20 protein-coding genes are annotated in these 15,438 nt (G+C 56.5%); 11 read left to right on the top strand and 9 right to left on the bottom strand.

The window, feature by feature from the left end; all coding sequences use genetic code 11:
• Positions 1–57: 57 nt before the first annotated feature.
• Together C7445_RS03990 and C7445_RS03985 are read right to left on the bottom strand one after the other, a co-directional pair.
• Positions 58–777 (bottom strand): ABC transporter ATP-binding protein, encoded by a 720-nt coding sequence (locus C7445_RS03990; protein WP_243834930.1) that lies wholly within the window; start codon positions 775–777, stop codon positions 58–60.
• Positions 774–1,169, bottom strand: coding sequence for a GntR family transcriptional regulator (locus tag C7445_RS03985; protein ID WP_134158759.1), 396 nt, complete (start codon positions 1,167–1,169; stop codon positions 774–776). Before C7445_RS03985 ends, C7445_RS03990 begins: the two co-directional genes overlap by 4 nt.
• 160 nt (positions 1,170–1,329) lie before the next feature.
• On the opposite strand from C7445_RS03985, the gene C7445_RS03980 reads away from it, so the two are divergent.
• Positions 1,330–1,578, top strand: coding sequence for a hypothetical protein (locus tag C7445_RS03980; RefSeq protein WP_134158758.1), 249 nt, complete (start codon positions 1,330–1,332; stop codon positions 1,576–1,578).
• 20 nt (positions 1,579–1,598) lie between these two features.
• A complete protein-coding gene (locus C7445_RS03975) occupies positions 1,599–1,847 on the top strand; it encodes a hypothetical protein (protein ID WP_134158757.1) in 249 nt (82 codons plus the stop codon).
• A 52-nt stretch (positions 1,848–1,899) separates the two neighbouring features.
• On the opposite strand, the gene C7445_RS03970 is transcribed toward C7445_RS03975, so the two are convergent.
• Entirely contained in the window at positions 1,900–2,172 is a 273-nt protein-coding gene (locus C7445_RS03970; protein ID WP_134158756.1) for a hypothetical protein, read from the bottom strand.
• Between the two features lie 119 nt (positions 2,173–2,291).
• On the opposite strand from C7445_RS03970, the gene C7445_RS03965 reads away from it, so the two are divergent.
• Positions 2,292–2,723 carry a toprim domain-containing protein gene (locus C7445_RS03965; protein ID WP_243834929.1) on the top strand — a complete coding sequence of 144 codons (432 nt, stop codon included), beginning with the start codon at positions 2,292–2,294 and terminating at the stop codon, positions 2,721–2,723.
• 80 nt (positions 2,724–2,803) lie between these two features.
• Here the strand turns inward: C7445_RS03965 and map are convergent, their stop codons facing one another.
• Together map and C7445_RS03955 are read right to left on the bottom strand one after the other, a co-directional pair.
• The gene (gene map / locus C7445_RS03960; RefSeq protein ID WP_208320830.1) at positions 2,804–3,556 is read right to left on the bottom strand and encodes a type I methionyl aminopeptidase; all 753 of its coding nucleotides are present in this window, start codon (positions 3,554–3,556) and stop codon (positions 2,804–2,806) included.
• A 60-nt stretch (positions 3,557–3,616) separates the two neighbouring features.
• Positions 3,617–3,805, bottom strand: coding sequence for a hypothetical protein (locus tag C7445_RS03955; RefSeq protein ID WP_134158754.1), 189 nt, complete (start codon positions 3,803–3,805; stop codon positions 3,617–3,619).
• A 128-nt stretch (positions 3,806–3,933) separates the two neighbouring features.
• On the opposite strand from C7445_RS03955, the gene acpS reads away from it, so the two are divergent.
• The 8 genes from acpS (at position 3,934) to C7445_RS03915 (ending at position 11,100) form a co-directional block, all read left to right on the top strand.
• Positions 3,934–4,350 (top strand): holo-ACP synthase, encoded by a 417-nt coding sequence (gene acpS, locus C7445_RS03950; RefSeq protein WP_134158753.1) that lies wholly within the window; start codon positions 3,934–3,936, stop codon positions 4,348–4,350.
• Between the two features lie 60 nt (positions 4,351–4,410).
• Positions 4,411–5,898: an NAD(P)H-hydrate dehydratase gene (locus C7445_RS03945; RefSeq protein ID WP_134158752.1), complete on the top strand. Its 1,488-nt coding sequence runs from the start codon at positions 4,411–4,413 to the stop codon at positions 5,896–5,898.
• Between the two features lie 45 nt (positions 5,899–5,943).
• Complete coding sequence (locus C7445_RS03940) at positions 5,944–6,951, top strand: LolA family protein (protein ID WP_243834953.1); 1,008 nt, start codon at positions 5,944–5,946, stop codon at positions 6,949–6,951.
• 5 nt (positions 6,952–6,956) lie between these two features.
• Positions 6,957–8,264, top strand: a complete 1,308-nt coding sequence (alr, locus tag C7445_RS03935) for an alanine racemase (protein WP_243834928.1) — start codon at positions 6,957–6,959, stop codon at positions 8,262–8,264.
• Between the two features lie 92 nt (positions 8,265–8,356).
• Positions 8,357–8,629, top strand: a complete 273-nt coding sequence (locus C7445_RS03930; RefSeq protein WP_243834927.1) for a CopG family ribbon-helix-helix protein — start codon at positions 8,357–8,359, stop codon at positions 8,627–8,629.
• A 4-nt stretch (positions 8,630–8,633) separates the two neighbouring features.
• Positions 8,634–8,984: a type II toxin-antitoxin system PemK/MazF family toxin gene (locus tag C7445_RS03925; protein WP_040290409.1), complete on the top strand. Its 351-nt coding sequence runs from the start codon at positions 8,634–8,636 to the stop codon at positions 8,982–8,984.
• A gap of 94 nt (positions 8,985–9,078) precedes the next feature.
• Positions 9,079–10,329 carry an adenosylhomocysteinase gene (locus C7445_RS03920; protein ID WP_134158750.1) on the top strand — a complete coding sequence of 417 codons (1,251 nt, stop codon included), beginning with the start codon at positions 9,079–9,081 and terminating at the stop codon, positions 10,327–10,329.
• Between the two features lie 33 nt (positions 10,330–10,362).
• On the top strand, positions 10,363–11,100 hold the full coding sequence (locus C7445_RS03915) for a gamma-glutamyl-gamma-aminobutyrate hydrolase family protein (protein WP_134158749.1): 738 nt from the start codon (positions 10,363–10,365) through the stop codon (positions 11,098–11,100).
• Here the strand turns inward: C7445_RS03915 and C7445_RS03910 are convergent.
• The 4 genes from C7445_RS03910 to C7445_RS03895 form a co-directional block, all read right to left on the bottom strand.
• Positions 11,073–12,638: an HD-GYP domain-containing protein gene (locus C7445_RS03910; protein ID WP_243834926.1), complete on the bottom strand. Its 1,566-nt coding sequence runs from the start codon at positions 12,636–12,638 to the stop codon at positions 11,073–11,075. The genes C7445_RS03915 and C7445_RS03910 overlap by 28 nt on opposite strands.
• An 83-nt stretch (positions 12,639–12,721) precedes the next feature.
• Positions 12,722–14,035 (bottom strand): GerAB/ArcD/ProY family transporter, encoded by a 1,314-nt coding sequence (locus C7445_RS03905; RefSeq protein ID WP_134158748.1) that lies wholly within the window; start codon positions 14,033–14,035, stop codon positions 12,722–12,724.
• Positions 14,036–14,058: 23 nt separating this feature from the next.
• Entirely contained in the window at positions 14,059–14,250 is a 192-nt protein-coding gene (locus tag C7445_RS03900) for a hypothetical protein (protein WP_134158747.1), read from the bottom strand.
• A 30-nt stretch (positions 14,251–14,280) separates the two neighbouring features.
• Positions 14,281–15,438 carry a Ger(x)C family spore germination protein gene (locus C7445_RS03895; RefSeq protein WP_134158746.1) on the bottom strand — a complete coding sequence of 386 codons (1,158 nt, stop codon included), beginning with the start codon at positions 15,436–15,438 and terminating at the stop codon, positions 14,281–14,283.

Genomic DNA, 15,438 nt, shown 5'->3' with positions numbered 1-15,438 from the left:
TGCCATTCCTCCTACACTCAACATGTGGTATTCACGGGACAGAAGGAGCCACACGCGTCACGCATACAACGTCTTCATGATTCGTTCCAGTGAGCCGTGATGTGCTCGCAATTCATCCGCATCCCCGCTCATGATCAACTCGCCCCGGTTTAGAAACACGGCATGATCCAACAATGGCTCGGCCTCATGTAACTCGTGTGTGCTGACGAGCATGGTCACCTCGCGTCGGCTCATGTGGTGAATCAGGCACTCAATGATGCGCTCGCGCGACAACAAATCTATGCCTGAGAATGGTTCGTCGAGAATGATGAGAGGTACCTCGCGCGCAACGCAAAGGAGGATCATGAGACGTGCCTCTTGCCCGCGCGACATGGCATCCACTTTCATATGGAGGGAGATCTCCATGACATCAGCCAGATTGTCCGCGAGGTGCTGAGAAAAGCCGGGCAGCAGTCGCTGAGCGTAACGGAACGCATCACGAACCGTATCCCCAACGTACCATCGGGCGCGGTCAGGCAGGTACGCGATGTCGCGATTCACTTGCCAGCTGGGCCTTTGCCCAAGTATCTCAATGTGCCCGCTATCGGGTTGGGAAAGGCCCATCAGCAAGCGAAACAGCGTTGATTTGCCAGAACCGTTGGGCCCGAGAATGCCAATGGTACGCCCTTGCGGAAGAGACAGGGAAAGGTTGCATAAGGCTTGCGAGCGTCCGTACCGCTTACCTACCTGAAGACATTTCACCGCATATTCGATCTGGTGCTCTAGGGTTGTTGTCAACGCTCCTCATCCCTTTCGTTGGCCTCGATGAGCCGAAGGATATCGCGTTTGGAATATCCCAAGTCACTCATTCTCTGCATGAATTGTTGAATTGCGACATCGGCGAGTTTGGTGCGAAGCTGTTCTATCTGTTCTTGCGACGATGTGATAAACGTGCCTTGGCCTCGTCTGGTTTCAGTCAGACCGCTGCGTTCCATCTCCTGATAGGCATGCATGACCGTGTTTGGTGTAACGTGCAGAGCCTGTGCCAATTCGCGAACCGAGGGGATTTTGGAACCTCGTTCGATTTCGCCTTTGACCACGGAACTTTGAAACTGTTGAACAATTTGTTCATAAATAGGCTGGCTGTAGTCGATTCGAAAACTCAGGGAGCCCACTCGCCGTTCGTCCAAAACGCCTCCACTCCCTGGGATACGAAGTGTATCCTGTGATATGGGTGTATCATAACATGTGATACACCGCTGTCAAGTCAGGGTGTCGTGAACTGTCCGCATGGGTACAGGCATGCATTGCATACACTGGCGTATGATGTGCATCGATGGGAGGTCGACTATGCCTTCGTTTATCGCGTTTGGCATGATCAATCAAAATACGCCACAGCAAAATGCCGCTATTTTTGTGGGAGAAGGCAACATCGGCGGTTGGGACGCCAACATGAAGCTGGCACAAGGACATGGTGGCACCTATGGGGCATTCAACGCATTTCCGATCCAGTTAAATCTGCTATTTGACAACTTTGAAGGGATCGACGGTGCGATTAACGATCCCGATGCCAAGCCGGAACTGTCGGCGAACGCATAGCCGTTAGGAGGGCGCCAGGGATGCCATGTGTCATTTTGGTGGGCGTGTTTAACACGAATACGCCGCAGCAGAACGCCGGGAGCTTTTTTGGAGAGTATAACGTGGGCGGCTGGGACGCCAACATGAAATTGTGTCAAGGACACGGTGGGCTTTATGGATTTTTCAATTGGCATCCAGTTCAGGTGAATGTGAACTTTGACAATTTCGAGCTCATTGACGGAGCCATCAATGACGCGGACTTGAAACCGTCAGCCACCGCAAACGTGTGAGTCGGACAGACGGACGGCTGCAGACGGAGATCATCTGCAGCCAAGCCGCGCTTTAGAACATGAAGGGCCATCTGCTTGCGGGCATGCCTCCATTAGGGGGTTGTTGCATATAGCCTGGGTTAAGCGCGTAGGGAGACATGTAGCCGGGATAACCATATCCGGGCGTCATGCGTCCGCCCATAGGCGGATCGACAACACCAGGCCGGCCCGGTTGTCCAATCCATCCGCGATTGCGCGAAAAGCCTCGCGCTGCACCCAGACCGCCAAAGATGAGAAACAACGGTAAAAAGCAGTGTTCTGCATCGACAGCGCTCCGATGGGCCATCAAGAGTCCTCCTTTTTCTACATCGTATGCCGCAGGTGTCAATGCGGCTGGACGATTCTCCATGAATGGCCGGCTGTCGAGAGATTTCGAGCGTGTTATGATGAGGACAGCACCACCGTATGCAGTTTGTTCAGTGTTTGATGGACGGAAGGAAGTTGAACGAGATGCGTACACCGGCGACTTCGCGCAAAGTGATCATTGTGGAAGGCAAGACGGACAGATCCAGAATTCTCAAGGTCCTTCGAGAAGAAGTCGAGGTGGTATGCACGCAGGGCACGCTCAGTTACGAGCAGGTTGAGAACGAGATTGTGCCGTTGCAGCAAGATGAGGTCTACATTTTAGTGGACGCGGATTCGGCGGGGAATCGTTTGCGAAAACAGCTGAAACGCGAACTGCCGAACGCCGTGGACCTGTACACGCGCAAATCTTACCGCGAGGTGGCTCGCACGCCGCTTGAACACCTGGCCAAGATCTTGTCGGATGCCCATTTTGTCATTGACGAAAGCTTATTGCAGACAGGCCCTTGGAAAGGGGAACATCTCGCAAGGTGATGGCTGGTTTTCACCGCGATTCGTGGGACAGCCAGCGCAGAAGCAGCTGTCCCGGTGTTTTTGGAGGCAGGCCGAACGGCTTATTCGGCCTGTTCTGTGATGATGTCTGGACCGTGCTCAGTCATGACTAACGTATGTTCGTACTGTGCACTCAACTTCCCATCCTCGGTGCGTGCGGTCCAACCGTCGTCGTCCAGCTTGCACGCATAGGTGCCGACGTTCACCATCGGCTCGATGGTGAATGCCATGCCTTTACGAATGCGAACGCCTCGGTGCGGCGGCCCAAAATGGAGGACTTCCGGGCTTTCGTGCATCTGCCGCCCGATGCCATGCCCGATGTAGTCGCGCACGACAGAAAAGCCTTGCGCCTCCACATACGTCTGAATCGCATGGCCAATATCCGAAATGTGGTTGTCGATCTGAGCCGCTTCAATTCCTACGTACAAAGCCCGCTTCGTTACGTCGAGCAATTGGCGAGCTTCTTCGCTGATCTCGCCCACTGCATAACTCCATGCCGAGTCAGCGTGCAATCCTTTATGCAGCGCAACCATATCGACGGTCACAATGTCGCCTTCCTTGAGTACATAATCACTCGGAAAGCCGTGGCAAACGACATCGTTGACCGACGTACAGGCAGCAAACGGGTAACCGCGATAACCCTTTTGCGCCGGCTCCATATGATATTTTCGGATGAAGGACTCGACGAACGCGTCGATTTCCAGCGTCGCAACCCCCGGACGAACTTTTTCGCGAAGTGCCTCATGGCACGCGGCGACGACCTTTCCGGCCTCTTTCATCAACGCAATTTCATGTCTGCTTTTAAGCACGATCACGCCTTGCATCTCCTATTCTTAGTTGTCCATCGCCCATCCGTACCTGCGTGTCAACATGGTTTATAATCCCGTGGTCGGCGCGTAAATCCCGTCGGTTGAAATGAAGATAACTCCAATCACGATGCCCAGTATCAAATAGCCCACCATTTTCGGTGTTGTCATGGGCTTTGCACCGGGACGAATTTTCATCAGGTAGACGAACAGGCACCCGATGAACAGTACGAATACCGCTTCGATTGCGTGGTGCACCAAGCTTCCGCCCTCTCTATCGACATATCTTGATCATTGTGCCACAAAACGAGCTCGATTTCACCTGGTATGACGGGCGGGCCCAGACTGCAAACCCTGGTGTATAATGGCACAGGGGTGATTTTCCTGTGATCATCGGTCTTGGCACCGATTTAATTGAAATCCATCGCGTTCGCCAGGCGCTTCGCCGCAACCGCGAACCGTTTTTACAACGTGTGTTGTCTGAGTCGGAACAGCAAATCGCCGCTCAATTTGCCGATGAAGCGCGACTCGCTGAATTTGTCGCAGGCCGTTTTGCGGCCAAAGAGGCGATAGCGAAGGCAACAGGGCTTGGACTTGGCAAGCTTGGCATGTCGACGGTCAGCATTCGCGTCGGCGAAACTGGCCTTGTCACGGAGTGGTCGGACATATCCGGGCTCGTTGAAGTTGCCGGGCATATGCAACAGCCTTCAGCTCGGCTTCACGTCTCGCTCTCGCATGCCGCTGGCGTGGCTTACGCGGTCGCCATTCTCGAGCAGTTGGAACAGGCTCCCCGCTTGTCATGATTGTACATATTGTTGGGACAGCGCGAATATCCATATACCAATCCTCGGGGAGGGTACTTTGTGTATCTCGTCACGAGTGAACAAATGCGGAGTTTCGATCACGACACCATCGAAACATACCGGGTTCCGGCCATCGTGCTCATGGATCACGCCGGACGGGCTGTCGCCGATGCCGTCTTGACACGCGCCGTGGAGGCAGCCGTCGTCGTCTGCGGCAAGGGCAACAATGGCGCAGACGGTTGGCTCTGTGCCCGCTGGTTGAAGCGAGCAGGCGTCGCAGTTTCCGTCGTCACGCTTGTCGATCCCGCCACCTTGCAGGCAGACGCGCGGATCGCACAAGCCATCGCCGATGCCGCAGGGGTGCATTGGCGGCTGTACGAGCCCGGAGTTGTCCGGGAAGTGGTGACGCTCGCGCGGGCGACCGGAAAAGTGGCCATTGTCGACGCCATTCTCGGTACCGGCGTGTCGCGGCCCTTGACAGGCGACGTGGCATTGGCGGTGGACGAGATCAACCAGGCGCAGGTGGACGTGGTGGCTATCGACCTGCCAACGGGCGTCAACGCATCGACCGGAGAAGTACTGGGCAACGCTGTGCAGGCGGCAGCGACCGTCGCGATGGCCGCGGAGAAGTTGGGGACCGCAGTCACACCAGGGGCTCTCTATGCCGGGCAGGTTCACGTCGCAGACATCGGGATCGAGATGCGAGTCGACGATGCGACGGCCGTGTATACACATCCTGCTTTATTTCGGCAGCAGTATGGCGAGCGCGACGCGATGAGCCACAAGGGCAGTTTTGGCCGCGTCGGCATCGCGGTTGGCAGCATGACTGGGGCGGCGCGACTGGCCGCTGCCGCGGCGGCAAGAGTGGGCGTCGGCATGGTCGTCGTCGGTGGCGAAGGAGCTGCAGGCAGCCAATGGGCCCCGGATATCGTCGTGCGCTCGCAAGCGGACATAACTGCGGCGTTTGCCGACTGTCAGGCGGTGGTGATTGGGCCTGGGCTTGGCGATCGCGCCGGCAGCGCAGCCCTCTGGATACGCGAGTTGGCCGATTGTGGCGTGCGTAGCGGCGCGATCGACGCCGACGCTTTGGCTGCTGTGGCGCAGGCGGGGCGATTCACGCCGGTTTCGGGCGAGTACGTGTTGACGCCGCATCCGAAGGAGGCGGCGCGCATGCTCGGCTGGGATGTGTCCATGGTGCAGGCCAGGCGGATTCAGGCGGCCCGCGAGATTGCGGCGGGCACACAGGCGGTCGTACTGCTCAAAGGCTACCGAACCGTCATTGCGACGCCAGAGGGACGACTTCGCGTCAACCCAACAGGGGACGCCTCGCTTGCAGTGGCGGGCAGCGGCGATGTCCTTGCAGGCGTCGTCGGCAGTCTGCTGGCACAGGGGCTTGATGCGTTTGCCGCCGCGAGCCTTGGGGCGTGGCTGCACGGTCGAGCGGGCGAACTGGCGGGGAAGGCACTTACACGGGTGAGTACGACGGCCTCCGATGTCGTCCAAGAGCTGCCCAATGCTCTCCAGGCCTATCTGCAATCTCTCCGGTGACCTTGGTGGTTGAAATGGTGTGTGTCGGAGAAAGGCGAGGTGGCTATGCGTAAGGTTACGGCAGTCCTGTTAGCACTCGGCATCGCCGGCGGCGTTGTCGTCGGCTGTGGCGTTCCGGGCAGCAACAAGTCGGTCACGCATAAAATTCAGGAGCATGCCGAGACGCTCGACAGCAAGAACTACCAGAGCGAAGCCATGATGACGGTACAGATGGACAACAACGTCCAAAAGTACTTCGTCCGCGTCTCGTACGAATCGCAGGACACATACAAAATTGAACTAGGCAACGCGGAAAAACAGATCAACCAGATCATCGTGCGCAATCCAAGCGGCATGTTCATCGTCAGTCCGGCGCTCGGTAAGGTCTTTCGATTCAACGGCAACTGGGCGCAGAATCAGGGCCAGATTTATTTATACAATCAGCTGCTGAACCAAATTACGGCGCAAAAGTCGGTCAAGGTCCAGAAAAACGGCGGCGTCTATTCCTTTGACGTCCCGGTGACGCCGGCGAGCGATGTCATCAGCCGCGAACAGATCGTTTTGTCGAAGGATTTGAATCCGCAGACGGTGAAACTGCTCGATAAAAACGGGGCTGCCGCGGTGACGCTGACGTACCAGTCGTTCACGACCGGGGTCACGTTCCCGAAGGACGCGTTCGATCCGCAGGTCCTTGCGCAATCCGGGCAAGTGGCGAAGCCGACGCTCGCGAGCGACCAGTCGTTCGATTATATCGAGCCACCAGCCGAATTTGGCACGAAGCTCACCGATCTCGCGCAGCCCACAGACACGAGCGTCATCATGCGCTACACCGGCGGCAACCATCATTATGTGCTGACCGAGTCGGAGCCGACGCCGGGTGCCGAGGGGATTCCGAGCGCACAGTTGCTCAATTTGTTCGGGGTGCCCGCGATGTACAATCACGCAACCGGCACGAACGTGTCCAATATCACGTGGATCAACAACGGGATCGAATTCTCGCTGACGAGTAACGACATGAATCTCGATCAACTGCAAGACATTGCGATTTCGACATTCGGCCAAGTCGGGAAGTAGACGATATGGCTGTGCGCATACGGCACGGGCCATCCGCAGCGGGCGTTACGCCTGCGGGATGGCCTTTTGTTTTGTGCTACACTGGCACAAGCGAGGTGAACGCCGTGTATCGAACGACATTTGCGATCGTGGATTTATCTGCGCTCGCCCACAATATACGCCTTCTGCAAGGCAGGTTGGCGCCCGGCGTACGCCTGCTTGTCGCGGTCAAGGCGGACGCGTATGGGCATGGGGTACGCCCGGTTGTCGAGGTGCTGCGCCGCGAGGGTGTGCACCAGGTGGCGGTGGCCTCGCTTGAGGAGGCCTTACAGATTCGCACGTTTGACAAGGACATTCCCATCCTCATCCTTGGAGCCGTTGGTGTCGACGAGTGCCTTGTCGCGGCCGAATATAAACTGGACGTCCTATATACCGATGTCTGCCCGCTCTCGGACATTCCTCGGCTACCGAAGCCGCTCGCGATGCACATCGCCATCGATACGGGCATGAATCGGCTTGGTTTGAAGTCGACCGACGCGGTGCTTAGCGTGATCGAAGCGATGGCGGATCGCGAAGATATTCGGCTTGCGGGGGTGTGTACGCACCTGGCATGCGCGGATGCATCCGATTTGAGCCATGCAACGAGGCAAGTGGAGAGGCTATTGGAAGCTGTGCGGGCGATGGGCGACAAAGGGTGTACACCACCACTGGTTCATGCTGCCAACAGCGCCGGGCTCCTGCGTGGCGATGCCTGGCAGTTCGACATGGTGCGGGTGGGCATCGCTGCCTACGGCTACTCACCAGATCCAGATGTGCTGCCGATGCCAGCGTTGCGCCCGGTGATGCACATGTATACGTCCATCACGCGGGTGGCCGATGTCCGCCCTGGTGAAACCATTGGCTATGGTGCCACCTACACCGCTCAGCGTTCGATGCGCGTTGCGACGATTGCTGTGGGTTATGCGGACGGCTTTCCACGCATATTGTCGAACCGCGGCGTTGTCCGCGTGCGCGGGTGCGAAGTTCCGATTGTCGGACGCGTGTGCATGGATCAGGCGATGATCGACGTGTCCGACGTGCCGGCAGCGCAGGTGGGGGATTTCGTAACGGTGTTTGGGATCGATCCGCCATCGGCTTGGACTGCATCGGCTTGGCGCGCTCTTGGGCCAGACAATCGAGCCAACTGGTTGCAGGAAACGTTCGCGCTGGCGGCGAATGAAGAAGGGCGAAATGTGTTATCATTGTCAACAGTTGCGCCGCTTGCCGAGACGATTCCGTATGAAATCCTGTGTCAAATCAATCGTCGAGTGCCGAAATTGTACGTCGAAGCGTAGCGCGGATTGGCCAAGGTGTTTTGATTCGCGGATGGCGGATCGCTATAATACTCGATGGAAAATGTGTCGCCATTGCAGTGGAGGTGCCGCGCGTGTCCGGTAAAAAACGCATGGTAGTATATGTTCCAGAGCAGTTGCTGGATCAGGTGGATGGTTTCGCGCGTACAGACAGCGCCAATCGGAGTCAAATTGTACGAGAGGCCTTGCGTATGTATGTATTGACGCATCGACGCAACGATATTCGCGAGCAGATGCAGCAAGGGTATCAGGAGATGGCACGTTTAAACCTGCGCATTGCTTCGGAGTCGTTCTTCTTGGAACAGGAAGCAGGGGGCACGGTGGAGCGTTTAGTGAGCGGGGTGTGAACGATTGAATGTCAAACGAGGGGACATCTTCTTCGCCGACCTTTCACCTGTGGTCGGATCGGAGCAAGGAGGATTTCGCCCCGTACTGATCATCCAGAATGACATCGGGAATCGTTTCAGTCCCACAGTCATTGTCGCAGCCATCACAGCTCAGATTCAGAAGGCGAAACTCCCGACGCACGTCGAAATTAAGGCTGAGAAGTACGGCTTGGATCGGGATTCCGTCATTTTGCTTGAGCAGTTGCGAACTCTGGATAAGCAGCGTTTGACAGACAAGATCACACACCTGGACGACGAAATGATGAAAATGGTCAATGAAGGGCTGCTCATCAGCCTCGGACTTGTGGATTTTTGATGGTGTCCCCGGGGATGCCGAGTCAATGATAGAAACTGTGGAGAAAGGGCGGATGACAATCCGTCTTTTTTACGTTCCAGAAGGAGTCGAAAGCATGCCGACAAATCAACCGTCCATGGTCCGCGATATCCAATTGCATTCGAGTGGGGAGCAGAAGATTGCGTGGGTGAAAGCCCATATGCCGCTGTTGCGGCAACTAGAACAGAAGTTTCGCGAAGAGCAGCCGTTCGCAGGCCAACGCATTGGGATGTGCCTTCACCTTGAAGCCAAAACGGCGTACCTGGCGTTGGTCATTCAGGCCGGCGGTGCAGAAGTTGCGATTGCGGGCAGCAATCCTTTGTCGACGCAGGACGATGTCGCCGCTGCCCTGGCGGTCCGTGGCGTTCACACATACGCGTGGCACGGAGCGACAGAGGAAGAGTATAACATGCATTTGCAGGCGGTGCTCGATGCAGATCCGGTTGGCTTGATTGACGATGGTGCCGATTTGGCGACAATCCTCCATCGGGATAGACCGGAACAAGCCAAGTGCATCGCAGGGGGCTGCGAGGAGACGACGACGGGCATCGTTCGACTGCGCGCGATGGCGAACGAAGGCATCCTGCAATATCCAATGCTTGGCGTCAACGACGCGCTCTGTAAACACCTGTTCGACAATCGCTATGGGACAGGGCAGTCTGTGTGGGACGGCTTTATGCGCACGACGAATCTCGTGATTGCAGGGAAAAAGGTTGTTGTCGTCGGCTACGGCTGGTGTGGCCGAGGCGTGGCCGCACGGGCGCGTGGACTCGGCGCACAGGTGATTGTCTGCGAGGTCGATCCCATCCGCGCCGTGGAAGCGGCGATGGAAGGGTATGCCGTGATGCCGCTGGTGGAAGCGGCGCCGCAGGGGGACATCTTTATCACCGTGACGGGCAATCTGCACGTGATTCATGGCGAGGCGATGAAGCGGATGAAGGATGGCGCCATTCTTGGGAATGCCGGCCACTTTGACGTCGAAGTCAGCAAACCCGATCTCGAGCGTCTATCGGTGTCCGTAAAACGTGTTCGTCCAAATATCGACGAGTATCGACTGGCGGATGGACGTCGCCTGTACCTCATTGCGGAGGGGCGGCTTGTCAACCTGGCCGCGGGGGATGGCCATCCGGCCGAGGTCATGGATATGACGTTTGCCTTGCAGGCATTGGGATTGCGCGAAGTGTTGACGAACAACTATCCGCCTGGCCTGCATAGGATCCCAGAGCATATCGATCACGAGGTCGCGATGATGCGGTTGCGCAGCTGGGGCGTCGCGATCGATCAACTTACACCGGAACAGAAGCGGTACGCCGAGAGTTGGCGATAACGGGCGAACGTACAGGCAGAGGAGGGATGCAGGATGGGGAAAAGGCCGCTTATTGGTCTGACGGGATCGCGTCATGTGCGGCAGAGCCAGTTGCCGGGGTTACCTTTGATGTCTGTGACGGTGTCGGACGACTATGTACAGGGTGTGGAAGCCGCCGGGGGCGTGCCGGTTGTAATTCCGTATGTGAGCGATGCCGCAGTATTGGGAGCGCTCGCCGAGCGACTCGACGGCCTTTTGTTGACGGGCGGTGACGATGTCGATCCGAATCTGTACGGGGAGGAGCCGCAAATTGGGCTGGGGGCTTTGGAGCCCGCGCGTGATCGCATAGAATTGGCGCTTATTCACATGATGCGGGCACAAAGGAAGCCGATACTTGGAATTTGCCGCGGCATGCAGGTGCTGAATGTCGCACTTGGCGGGACGCTTTATCAGGATCTGCCTCGCCAGTGGAAGGGCAAGCTGCAACACAGCCAAAAGGCGGCACGCGGCGAAGCCACACACAGTGTCAGATTACAAGCGGGATCGCGCGTATCGGCTTGTTACCATGGTGAAACGGTGGTACGCGTGAACAGCTTTCACCACCAGGCTGTGAAAAACGTTGCACCTGTACTACAAGCGGTTGGCTGGGATGCGGACGGGCTCGTTGAAGCGATAGAAGGAGTGGATACCGAACCCCTGCTGGTGGCCGTGCAGTGGCACCCGGAAAACATGTGGCGGGCGGATTCGGGTGCCTTAGGGTTGTTTCAAGCCTTGGTCGAGGCTGCAACCTGACGAACGGCATCGAGGTTGAGGGCTGCCAGCGAAGCGGAAAGATCCTGATGGGCAGCGACAAAAGCATCGACGAAAGCGGGATCCCACTGCGTGCCTCGACCTTCAAGCAGAATACCGATGGCGCGCTCCGTCGGCATGCCTTTTCGATAGGGCCGATCCGAAGTCATCGCGTCGAATGCATCGGCTACCGCGAGAATTCTGCCGAATAGAGGAATCTCCGTACCGGCGAGTCCGTCCGGGTATCCTCGTCCGTCATATCGTTCGTGGTGGGATCGAATCCCTGGCAAAAGGGGCTTCATCGCCGTATCCGGCTGGATCTGACGGACAATGGACTCGCCGATCACCGGATGCTGCTTGATCACGGCGAATTCTTCGTCGCTCAGCTTGCCATCCTTCAATAAAACCTCGTCGCGAATGCCGATTTTTCCAATGTCGTGCAGGAGGGCCGACTGGCGAAGTTGTGCGACGACCTCTGCCGAAAGGCCGACTTGGCGGCCGATGGCCTCCGCATATGCAGCCACGCGCTGCGAATGTCCGGCGGTATAAGGATCACGCGCATCGAGTGCGGCTGCGAGTGTCGCGAAATAGCTGTCGACGAGCTGTTGGTTCAACAAATCCCGTTCCGCAAGACCTTGAACCATGTGGTTAAAACCTTGAATCAGGTTTGAAAACTCGTCCATGTAGGTGTCTTGGGCGCGCACCTTGAAATCACCGTCGCGCACCCTCTGCATCAAATACTCCAGTTGACTGATGGGACGGCGCACGTCGGCGGCCAGGAGCCACCCACCGAGGGCGGAGAACGCCGAACCAAGGACGAGAACGGTTGTAGCCCATGACCAGTATGGTGCCGTGCTGCTCGCAGCATCGAGCAAGCGAATGCCGTTTGCCAAACCAAACAGCAACATGGGAAGTGTACCGAAGACGACGGCGCTCATCGCGAACTTGGCGCGTAGAGATACGATGACCTCCCCGCTGAAGCCCACGTCTTTTCCATGGAGCATGCGACAGCGACGCCGGAAAATGATAAGCGTCGCTGTCGTGCTGCGCGAGGTCAGAAAAAATTCGGTAACGGCGTGCATGCTGGCAACGAGCAAGGTTCCCAGTGCCGCGAGTGCAACGTACGTCATGGGCAGCGTCAAGATACCACGGCGAATGTCCCAAATCGACAAGGCGAGTCCAGGGAGCATGAAGCTGAGCCAATGGGGACCCATCACGCGAGCGACGGCCAGCACGGGCAGTCGCAGCGTCTGTTTGTAGGCACGTTCAAATTGTGCCAGTGAGGGGTTGGGGGTCGTCAGTGCAGCCCTGATGGGACGCATATGGCGGTGAAACACTAGGGTGTCCACAGTGACCGTCAATAAGAGCGACAGGATAAGAATCTGCGTGATTGTTTGCGTATCATGTCTCGTCATGCGGACAGTCGAAAAGATCAAGGAGCCGCCCACGCCCATGACGGCGATCAAGGAGCCAAGCAGATAGTTGCCAATAAGCTGGCGAATCAACTGCAGATAATCTTTGTCAATGCTGATTCTGCGCACAGATACCCTCCGTCCCGAGCGGAGTGACGCCCCACAATGGATACGATGTTGGCGAATCGTGTCAAATTCGCTTGCAACGTTTGTTATTCCACAATTCCTCGTGGACTCCTGCCTTGCAGCGTTTGCTGCTTGCCGCCGGCACCGTTCTTTTGTCCCCTTTCTGCACCTCGCTTGTGTCCGCCGTTCGATCCGCCTCTTTGTCCACCTCCTGCGCCTGACTGTGTCAACCGCTTGCGTATGCTCATCATGCATGCCGCGGTAAAGGGGATGCCAATACCTGCCGTGATGGCCAGCCAGATGTACGACGTGCTCATGAAGTGATAAATTTCCTCGCGAGATGTCGGTAGCATACAGAGCGCTCCGCCACCAGCAATCATGGCGGTCGGTACGGCAAATGTCGTTGCGTTTTCACCAACCAGTTCACCGAGGCTGCTCGTCGCCCCATACAAGTAGGTGGCAATGCGGAAGAAACTCCCGTTTGTCCACAGTAATACGCCAAAAATATCAAACCGTTCAATGATGTTTTGAATCTGGATATACTGGATTTCCGTGTAGGTTGGGAACGCCAGACCTTTTGCAATCGTCTCGCCAAACAAGACAATCGGGCCTATGCACGGCAACACAAACATGGCCCACACGATCAGGGTGAACCAGATGCCGTAGCGCGGGAGCTTCGCAACGCTTTGCACATGTGGGGTGAAGGTTTGGAAAACCACCATTTCTGCGAACATGGCGATGAAAATCAAGCTGCCTGCAAACACAGGCGGCCAACCGTGATATAAAATCGGCAGGACATCCGTAAAATCCTTGTCCTTAATGGATAACACACTTGCGGCAATTCCCATTGCCATCAAAAACGGCAATATGATCTGCATGGTTCGCGTCAGTACCTCAATGCCCTTCGTACAGGCCCAGGCTCCTATTGCAAGTACACTGTAGACAAACGCAATCGACGGGGTCGTCGGGTAGATGACCGTCATGAAGCCAGCCACAAGTTTTAAGGTCAATGCGACGGTAAACAGAAAATAGGCGATGTACAGCGACGTGATGGCTCCACCAAGCCAGCGGCCAAATGCAGCGTTCATCAGGCCGGCAAGTGACAGTTTGGGGTGTTTCGCCACGTGCCAGAGGCTCAGGTACGTGATGACAAGCCCCATCGCACAACCAATCGTCAGCGACAGCCACGTGTCGCGACCCGCATACATCATGGCGAGATGAACGTAGACAAAGTGGCCGAAGGCCGTGATGGAAGCAATGACAACCATAAAGTACTGGAGAAGCGAGATGGTGGTCTGTGATTTTCTCTGCGCCTGTCCTTGCGTTTGGTCCCCGCCGCCGTTCGCAATGGCTTGGCCTGCTTGCCCTGTACCCTGAGCCTGTGCTGCATTCATTGCCATCGCTCAGCCTCCTGTTCCGTACGTTAGTGAAGGTGCAATACAAAACCAGGTATATGCAGCATATAAAGGATACTGGCTAGCGCACCAATCGCGATGAGCGATGTATAGAGCGCTTTGACGGTGAAGCTGGCCGATTGAATGTGCGGTCGGTAGTCCGTGAGGTAAATCAAGACCAGAATGCCGATAAAAAGCATGATACTGGCGATATTGATCACAGGTTTCACTCTTTCTGTGCAACTTTTTGGTTATAAGCTGCTCATGAGCCCTGCGTTGCGGACGTTGACGTCAATGTTGTAGTGAACAGGCATGTTTGCGTACATGTCGCGCCACCGTGGTTCCAGCCGTCGCCAGAGCGCAGGGTAGTATTTAAACAATTCATTGCCCACGCCAAGCGGATCGGATTGATCGCGCTGGAGCTGCTGCATCGCGGCTGTGATTTCCGATTGGATTTTAGCTTGCAACGCTTGTCGCACCATGCTCATGTTGCTTGGACGCAGCAAGTTTAGGCGTGACGCGTTTTGGTTGATGTCGAAGATGGTGTGCAGATTGATGTAGAGTTCCGGCTGCCCGTGGATAACCACCACATGGTGAGATGTCCGCACGCTGCCAAGGCGTACGCTCACCTTTCCGGTGTCATCAGGCAGGATGACCGTCTCGCTGTCTTCGCGGAGATCCTTCGAGACCCACAGAAATCCTTTGGCCGCTGGACCCTGCAACCAGTCGACCAATTTATCGCGTCGAAATACCGCGATATTTTCCAACGTCAATGCCTCAGGTGAGGCTTCCGACATCTCGTTGGTGAAAATGCGAATACCCATGGTATATGGATCGCTGTGACTGGTGAGTTGCTTGGCAAATCTCCGAGCGTCCACCGCAAGGACAGAGCCCGATTGTTCCATCTCGACAATGGCGTCAGAGGGCAGGCGGTTCAGGTCAGAAGGGACTTGTAGCATTTTTTGTGCCTGCTCGTGAAATGCGACAACAACATATGTCCGCAGGCGGCTCTGCGGGTTGCGGACGACTTCATCCATCAATTGGCCGACGCCGCGACGCGCGTATTCTTCGCCGATCACGATGACGCGCCGATGTCCCATAAACAGCTTGCGCGGTAAACTCGCTCGGATTTTCGATATCACCTCGATCTCAGTGGGGCCTTCCGCGCTTTCCACCAAGTATGCCTTGGCACTTCCAGTCGATGTCGATGGCGATCCGCCCCCTGTTGTCCCTAGTTCGCTCGCCCGCGCGATTTGCACGGATCCCAGCACAGACTGGCCATCTTCGGCGAGATCGACACCTGTCATCGTGACGATGGACAAGCGGTCAATTTCGGTCGAATCCCAGCAGCCAGTGCATAAGAGGGAACTGGCTGCAATCGACAAACACGTTGCGAATTGCCTCCACAT

Origin of the sequence: Alicyclobacillus sacchari, assembly GCF_004366795.1 — a bacterium.
GTDB lineage: Bacteria > Bacillota > Bacilli > Alicyclobacillales > Alicyclobacillaceae > Alicyclobacillus > Alicyclobacillus sacchari.
The sequence above is the reverse complement of the archived record's forward strand: the minus strand, read 5'-3'. Positions and strand labels throughout refer to the sequence as shown.

Excerpts from the sequence above, each read along its gene's own strand:
- C7445_RS03920 (WP_134158750.1), top strand. The coding sequence starts at position 9,079 with ATGCCGACAAATCAACCGTCCATGGTCCGCGATATCCAATTGCATTCG.
- C7445_RS03975 (WP_134158757.1), top strand. The coding sequence starts at position 1,599 with ATGCCATGTGTCATTTTGGTGGGCGTGTTTAACACGAATACGCCGCAG.
- C7445_RS03980 (WP_134158758.1), top strand. The coding sequence starts at position 1,330 with ATGCCTTCGTTTATCGCGTTTGGCATGATCAATCAAAATACGCCACAG.
- C7445_RS03915 (WP_134158749.1), top strand. The coding sequence starts at position 10,363 with ATGGGGAAAAGGCCGCTTATTGGTCTGACGGGATCGCGTCATGTGCGG.
- C7445_RS03970 (WP_134158756.1), bottom strand. The coding sequence starts at position 2,172 with ATGGCCCATCGGAGCGCTGTCGATGCAGAACACTGCTTTTTACCGTTG.
- C7445_RS03895 (WP_134158746.1), bottom strand. The coding sequence starts at position 15,438 with ATGTGGAGGCAATTCGCAACGTGTTTGTCGATTGCAGCCAGTTCCCTC.
- alr (WP_243834928.1), top strand. The coding sequence starts at position 6,957 with ATGGCTGTGCGCATACGGCACGGGCCATCCGCAGCGGGCGTTACGCCT.
- C7445_RS03940 (WP_243834953.1), top strand. The coding sequence starts at position 5,944 with ATGCGTAAGGTTACGGCAGTCCTGTTAGCACTCGGCATCGCCGGCGGC.
- C7445_RS03905 (WP_134158748.1), bottom strand. The coding sequence starts at position 14,035 with ATGGCAATGAATGCAGCACAGGCTCAGGGTACAGGGCAAGCAGGCCAA.
- C7445_RS03965 (WP_243834929.1), top strand. The coding sequence starts at position 2,292 with ATGCAGTTTGTTCAGTGTTTGATGGACGGAAGGAAGTTGAACGAGATG.